We start from the raw sequence: 6,402 nt of genomic DNA on the forward strand, positions 1-6,402 counted from the left end.
CGCGGAAAGTTCGGCTCTGACAAGGGCGGACGCGGCGGATTCGCCGGCGGCGGCAAGGGTGGCCGCGGCTCCGGCCCGAAGCGCTTCGGCGCCGCCCGCAGCACTGACGTGGTGGTGAGCGGTGTCCTGCCGGACGGTCCTGACGGGGCCCCCGGCGGGGCATCGCCCCCGATTTGGAACTCGGCGCAGGGCGCTGGTAGAGTATCTACTCGTTGCCCCGATAGCTCAGTGGTAGAGCGCCATCTTGGTAAGATGGAGGTCCCGGGATCGATTCCCGGTCGGGGCTCTGACATGAGAGCCCGTTCTTTCGGCACATACGCGCTGGAAGCGCGGGCGTTCTCATGTCGTGGCGGCGTAGCTCAGCTGGTTAGAGCGCACGACTCATAATCGTGAGGTCGGGGGATCGAGTCCCCCCGCCGCTACCGATCCGAGAGGGTTCGGCCGACAGGCCGGGCCCTCTCGTCGGCTACGGGGACTCGTCCGCTTCTGTGCCTCTGCCGTCGGGTGCCTCTGCCGCCACTGCGCGCCGTCTCCCTGCGCCGGCACCGGCTCGTAGACTCGTGTGCATGGCCCCTTCCCAGCAGCGACCCCCGTCCACCGGCATGGCAGGCATGTGGGACAACGGCTCGAACCTCTATCGCCGTCTCGTCCTGACCGGCTCGGGGCTCTTCCTGGTCGGCATCGTCCTGGCGATCGTCGGAGCGGTGTCCGGGCGACTCCCTGTCTCCTGGATCGCCCTGGGCATCCTCGGATTCGGAGTGCTCTGCCACCTCACTGCGCAGACCGTCCGCTTCCGGGACGCCGCCCGCAATCGGGCCGCCCAGGACGGGGCCCGCGGGGGTGCCGTGCGTGGAGGAGCCGGCGCGCGGCGGCACCGGGCGTGACGGCGGTCTACGCCGGTAGGCTGGACCAGCGCCCGCGAACCGTCAGACGAGGAGGAGCGCATGAGCGTCAACCCCGAGGCCGCCGGCCGGCAGTACCCGCCGGCCGAGCCCTATCAGGTCTCCCGCGAGGCGATCCGCGAGTTCGCCTCCGCGGTGCAGGCCACGCACCCGGCCCACCATGACGTCGAGGCCGCCCGGGCCCTCGGCCACGCGGACCTCGTGGCCCCGCCGACCTTCGCCGTCGTGGTCGCCCAGCGTGCCGAGGCGGCCGTGGTGAACGATCCCGAGGTGGGCATCGACTTCTCCCGCGTGGTCCACGCAGAGGAGCGCTTCACCCACACCCGCCCGCTCACCGCCGGGGACGAGGTCACCGCCACGGTGTCCATTGCCTCCGTGAAGCAGCTCGGCGGCAACTCGATGGTCACCACCGTGACCGAGATCGTGGACGGCTCCGGCGCCCCGCTGAGCTCCGTCACCTCCACCCTGCTGGTCCGCGCCGACGACGAGGAGGCCGACGCATGAGCACCGAGAACACCGCCGCGCACCGCGTCCCGGGCGAGACCGCCCGCCCCGCCCAGGACGTCCCCGCCCCTCAGTTGGAGGGCCTGCAAAAGGGCGCCGTCGTCGGCACCCGCACCGTCCACCTGACCCGTGCGGACCTCGTCCGCTACGCCGGTGCCTCCGGTGACCGGAACCCGATCCACTGGTCCGAGTCCTTCGCCACGTCCGTGGGCCTGCCAGGCGTGATCGCCCACGGCATGCTCACCATGGGCGCCGCCGTGCAGCTGGTCACCGACTGGGCCGGGGACCCGGCCCGGGTGGTGGACTACCAGACCCGCTTCACGGCGATGGTCCCGGTGGCGGACACCACCGGTCGCACCGGTGACGACGGACGGGACGAGCCCGGCGCCACCCTGCAGGTCACCGGCAAGGTCGGCAAGGTCGACCCGGAGGCCGGGACCGCCCGCATCGATCTGACCGTCACCGTCACCAGCAGCGAGGACGCCCGCGCGCTCACCAAGGCGCAGGCCGTCGTCGCCCTGCCGAAGGGAGAGGCCGCGTGAGCGAGCCGACCACCGGCCGCCGCCTGGCGGACCACACCACCACCCGCGTCGGCGGCGAGGCGCAGGCCTGGGTTCGCGCCGAGACCGAGGCGCAGGCCGTGGAGGCCATCACCGCGGCGGACGCGGCGGGAGAGCGGCTGTTCGTCCTGGGCGGCGGCTCGAACACCCTGATGGCGGACGCCGGCTTCGCCGGCACCGTGGTGCAGATGGCCTTCACCGGCATCGAGGTCCTCTCCGGTGACGCGGACGCCGGCGCCGAGGGCTCGGCCGTCCTCGTGCGTGTCGCGGCCGGCCACGTGTGGGACGACGCCGTCGCCTGGTCCGTGGAGCACGAGCTGGCCGGCATCGAGGCCCTCTCCGGCATCCCCGGCTCGGCCGGCGCCACCCCTGTGCAGAACGTCGGCGCGTACGGCGCGGACGTCTCCCAGGTGCTGCGCTCCCTGCGTGCCCTGGACCGCGAGTCCGGGCAGATCGTGGAGCTCTCCGCCGAGGATCTGGAGTTCGGCTACCGCGACTCGATCATCAAGCGCTCCATGACCTCCGGCGGCGCTCCGTCCCCGCGCTGGATCGTGCTGTCCGTGGACCTGGAGCTGCACCGCGCCGCCCCCGGCGCCGCTGCCACCGCACCGGTCCGGTACGGGCAGCTGGCCAAGGCCCTCGACGTCCAGGAGGGCACCCACGCCCCGCTGACCACCGTCCGGGAGAGCGTGCTGGCCCTGCGCGGGTCCAAGGGCATGGTCGCGGACCACGAGGACCGGGACACCTGGTCCACCGGCTCCTACTTCACCAACCCGATCGTCCCGGCCTCCGTGCGTGCCCGTCTGCCCGAAGGCGCCCCGGCGTTCGGCGCCGGCCATGCGGAGGACGGCACGGAGCTGGTCAAGCTCTCGGCCGCCTGGCTGATCGACCACGCCGGGTTCAAGAAGGGCTTCGGCCTCCCGGACGTGGCCCCCGGCGAGGGCGAAGCGGACGGCCGCGGCCCGGACGGGACGGGCCTGGCCGGCGGCCGCGCCTCCCTGTCCACGAAGCACACCCTGGCCGTCACCAACCGCGGCGGCGCCTCCACCGAGGACATCCTCACCATCGCCCGCACCGTGCGGGACGGGGTGAAGAAGCGGTTCGGCGTGGAGCTGCACGCCGAACCGATGATCATCGGCACCCGCCTCTGAACCACCGCCGGACCCACGCCGACGGCCCGGTCACCTTCGCTCGAAGGTGACCGGGCCGTCGTCGTGCCTGGCCACGGCTTCGTCCCCGCGGCGAGCCAGAAGGTTCGGCTGGTTGAGGGCGGGCTGAAATGGCCACTCTCTCTGGTTCGGCGCGGAGAGGGAAACCTGCTCAGAGGTTGCCGGTGGCGATCATCAGCATGCGGCGCAGCGGCTCGGCCGCGCCCCAGAGGAGCTGGTCGCCCACGGTGAAGGCGGAGAGGTACTCCGGGCCCATGTTGAGCTTGCGCAGACGCCCCACGGGGATCTGAAGGGTGCCGGTGGCCGTCACGGGGGTCAGGCCCGCCATGGTGGACTCCTTGTCGTTCGGGACGACGGTGGCCCACTCGGTGCCCTCGGCGATGATCTGCTCGACCTCGTCGAGCGGGACGTCTCGGGTGAGCTTCAGGGTGAGGGCCTGGGAGTGGGAGCGCATGGCGCCCACGCGCACGCAGAGCGAGTCGAACGGGATGCGCTCGTCCCCGGTGCGGCCGAGGACCTTGTTCGTCTCGTCGAAGGCCTTGCGTTCCTCGCGGGAGGTGCCGTCGCCGAGGTCCGCGTCGATCCAGGGGATGAGGGAGCCGCCGAGCGGGACGCCGAACTGGCTCGCGTCCAGGCGGCCGGAGCGCTGCAGCTCGATGACCTTGCGGTCGATCTCGAGGATCGCGGAGGACGGGTCGGCGAGCTCGTCGGCCACCACGCCGCCCAGGGCGGCGTACTGGGTGAGCAGCTCGCGCATGTGGCGGGCGCCGCCGCCGGAGGCCGCCTGGTAGGTCATGGCGGTGCCCCACTCCACCAGCCCGGCGGTGAAGAGGCCGCCCAGGCCCATGAGCATGCAGGAGACGGTGCAGTTGCCGCCCACGAAGTCCTTGGTGCCGGAGGCCAGCGCCGCGTCGACCACCGAGCGGTTCACCGGGTCCAGGACGATCACGGCGTCGTCCTCCATCCGCAGGGTGGAGGCGGCGTCGATCCAGAGCCCGTCCCAGCCGGCGGCGCGGAGCTTCCCGTGCACGGCCTTGGTGTAGTCGCCGCCCTGGGCGGTGACGATGATCGGCAGGGCCTTGAGCGCCTCGATGTCGTAGGCGTCCTTGAGGGTGCCCGGGTCCCCGTCCATGCCGTCGAAGACCGGGGCGGTGCCGCCGGCGTTCGAGGTGGAGAAGAAGACCGGGTGGATGCGGGCGAAGTCGCCCTCCTCGGCCATGCGCTGCATGAGGACGGAGCCCACCATGCCGCGCCAGCCCACCAGGCCCACGGCGGGCAGGGTGGCGGCGTCGGCGGGGGCGGCGGTGTGCTGTGCGTCGACGGTCATGCCCCCACCGTAGTCGTCAGTCGCGGGGACGGCGCCTGCGCGTCCACACGACGAGACCGCCGATGGCGAAGGCCTGGGTCAGGACCAGCAGGAACAGCAGGCCGCCGAGGATGTGGCCCTGGACCACCAGGATCAGGCCGAACACGGCGGAGACGAGCGCCAGGATCGGGAAGGCGATCAGCGCGAGGAAGGACAGCATGTCCTTGTCGAAGAACGGCTTCTGCTCGTCCTGGGGGGTCGGGGTGGGGCTCATGGATGCTCCTTCTCGACGGGGTTCACGGGTGGGGATGCTCTGGTGACGGACGCGGTGCCCTCCGGCGGGGTGGGGCGGCCGAGCGGGTCAGGCCGGCCGCTCCCAGCGTTCGAAGCGGTAGCGGAGGCCGTCCGCGGAGGTGTGCCACCCCTCCGGCGCCGGGTCGGCGTGCGTCAGCCGCCACCGGGAGTCCAGGGCGGGGGCGTGGGTGTCGCCGTCGGCGTCCGTGTCGATCACGGTGACCTCGGCCAGGGTGGCGACGTCCAGGGCCTGCTCGTACAGGGTGGCGCCGCCGATGACCCAGACCAGATCCAGGCCGTCGGCCTCGGCGGCCGCGCGCAGGCCCGCACCGAAGTCGGAGGTCACCACGGCGCCGGTGGCGCGGACCGCGTCCCCGGCGCCGGGTCCGCGTCCAGGGTGCGCGAGACCACGATGTTCGTGCGGCCGGGCAGCGGGCGGAACCGCTCGGGGAAGGACTCCCAGGTGCGGCGCCCCATGACCACGGGGTGGCCGAGGGTGCGGTCCTTGAAGTGCTGCAGGTCCTCGGGCAGGTGCCACGGCATGGTGCCGTCGCGGCCGATGACCCGGTCCGGGGTCTGGGCCCAGATCATGCCGACCCGGCCGGACGTGCCGGCGGGGGCGGGACGGTGACGGGAGGCGTCGTTCACGGTGCTGCGGGTGCTCCTGTGTGCTGTGTCCTGGGGCAGGCTCAGACGGCGATCGGCGCCGCGATGGTCGGGTGGTGACGGTAGTCGATGAGCTCGATGTCCTCGTAGTCGTAGTCGAAGATCGACTCCGGCCTCCGGGTCAGGCGCAGCCGCGGATACGGGTAGGGCTCGCGGGCGAGCTGCTCGCGGACCTGCTCCACGTGGTTGGCGTAGATGTGGCAGTCGCCGCCGGTCCACACGAACTCGCCGGGGCGCAGGCCGGTCTGCTCGGCCATCATGACCGTGAGCAGGGCGTAGGAGGCCACGTTGAAGGGCACGCCGAGGAAGAGGTCCGCCGAGCGCTGGTACAGCTGGCAGCAGAGTCTCCCCGGTCCGCCGTCGGCGGCCGGCTCCACGTAGAACTGGAACAGCGCGTGGCACGGCGGCAGGGCCATCTCGTCCACCTCGGCCGGGTTCCACGCGGTGACGATGTGCCGGCGCGAGTCCGGGTTCGTCCGCAGGGACTCCACCACCTTGGCGATCTGGTCGATGGTCCCGCCGTCCCCGTCCGGCCAGGAGCGCCACTGCACGCCGTACACCGGGCCGAGGTCGCCGTTCTCGTCCGCCCATTCGTTCCAGATGCGCACGCCGCGCTCCTGCAGCCAGCGCACGTTGGAGTCGCCCCTCAGGAACCACAGCAGCTCGAGCGCCACGGACTTGAAGTGAACGCGCTTGGTGGTGATCAGCGGGAAGGACTTGGCCAGGTCGAAGCGCAGCTGCCGTCCGAACACGCTGAGCGTGCCGGTGCCGGTGCGGTCGCCCTTGACGGCGCCGTCGGCCAGCACCTCGGCGAGCAGGTCCTCATACGGGGTCGGAATGGTCACCTGCCCATGGTACCGAGCAGGCCCCAGGCCCCGGGGAGCTGCCGTCACCGAAGGGGCCCGTGGCTCACTCCCCAGGCGCGGCCCGGCCTCCCTGCTCCCCACCGGACGCGGTCCCCAGCCGGCGCCGGTGTGCCAGCGCCGCGGCCTGGCGCAGCG

The 6,402-nt window shown here is 72.5% G+C and carries 7 protein-coding genes, 2 tRNA genes and 1 pseudogene; 6 read left to right on the plus strand and 4 right to left on the minus strand.

Going from position 1 to position 6,402, the window contains the following annotated elements; all coding sequences use genetic code 11:
* Positions 1-214: 214 nt before the first annotated feature.
* The 6 genes from AC2W7A_RS07980 to AC2W7A_RS08005 all read left to right on the plus strand — a co-directional run bounded on the left by AC2W7A_RS07980 (position 215) and on the right by AC2W7A_RS08005 (position 3,117).
* A tRNA-Thr gene (locus AC2W7A_RS07980) sits at positions 215-286 on the plus strand.
* 62 nt (positions 287-348) lie between these two features.
* A tRNA-Met gene (locus AC2W7A_RS07985) sits at positions 349-422 on the plus strand.
* A 144-nt stretch (positions 423-566) separates the two neighbouring features.
* Positions 567-884 (plus strand): hypothetical protein, encoded by a 318-nt coding sequence (locus tag AC2W7A_RS07990; protein WP_485990891.1) that lies wholly within the window; start codon positions 567-569, stop codon positions 882-884.
* 60 nt (positions 885-944) lie between these two features.
* The gene (locus tag AC2W7A_RS07995) at positions 945-1,406 is read left to right on the plus strand and encodes an FAS1-like dehydratase domain-containing protein (protein ID WP_485990892.1); all 462 of its coding nucleotides are present in this window, start codon (positions 945-947) and stop codon (positions 1,404-1,406) included.
* Positions 1,403-1,948: a MaoC/PaaZ C-terminal domain-containing protein gene (locus tag AC2W7A_RS08000; RefSeq protein WP_485990893.1), complete on the plus strand. Its 546-nt coding sequence runs from the start codon at positions 1,403-1,405 to the stop codon at positions 1,946-1,948. The genes AC2W7A_RS07995 and AC2W7A_RS08000 overlap by 4 nt, the downstream gene beginning before the upstream one ends.
* Positions 1,945-3,117 (plus strand): UDP-N-acetylmuramate dehydrogenase, encoded by a 1,173-nt coding sequence (locus AC2W7A_RS08005; RefSeq protein ID WP_485990894.1) that lies wholly within the window; start codon positions 1,945-1,947, stop codon positions 3,115-3,117. The genes AC2W7A_RS08000 and AC2W7A_RS08005 overlap by 4 nt, the downstream gene beginning before the upstream one ends.
* Before the next feature lie 169 nt (positions 3,118-3,286).
* Here the strand turns inward: AC2W7A_RS08005 and asd are convergent, their stop codons facing one another.
* The 4 genes and pseudogenes from asd to AC2W7A_RS08025 all read right to left on the minus strand — a co-directional run bounded on the left by asd (position 3,287) and on the right by AC2W7A_RS08025 (position 6,246).
* Complete coding sequence (asd, locus tag AC2W7A_RS08010; RefSeq protein WP_485990895.1) at positions 3,287-4,462, minus strand: aspartate-semialdehyde dehydrogenase; 1,176 nt, start codon at positions 4,460-4,462, stop codon at positions 3,287-3,289.
* A gap of 16 nt (positions 4,463-4,478) precedes the next feature.
* Positions 4,479-4,715 (minus strand): NF038396 family protein, encoded by a 237-nt coding sequence (locus tag AC2W7A_RS08015; protein ID WP_485990896.1) that lies wholly within the window; start codon positions 4,713-4,715, stop codon positions 4,479-4,481.
* An 87-nt stretch (positions 4,716-4,802) separates the two neighbouring features.
* Positions 4,803-5,326, minus strand: a pseudogene (locus tag AC2W7A_RS08020) (dihydrofolate reductase).
* Between the two features lie 98 nt (positions 5,327-5,424).
* On the minus strand, positions 5,425-6,246 hold the full coding sequence (locus AC2W7A_RS08025; protein ID WP_485990897.1) for a thymidylate synthase: 822 nt from the start codon (positions 6,244-6,246) through the stop codon (positions 5,425-5,427).
* Between the last annotated feature and the right edge of the window lie 156 nt (positions 6,247-6,402).

It is taken from the genome of Micrococcus sp. LASM2_SD2 (assembly GCF_057364565.1).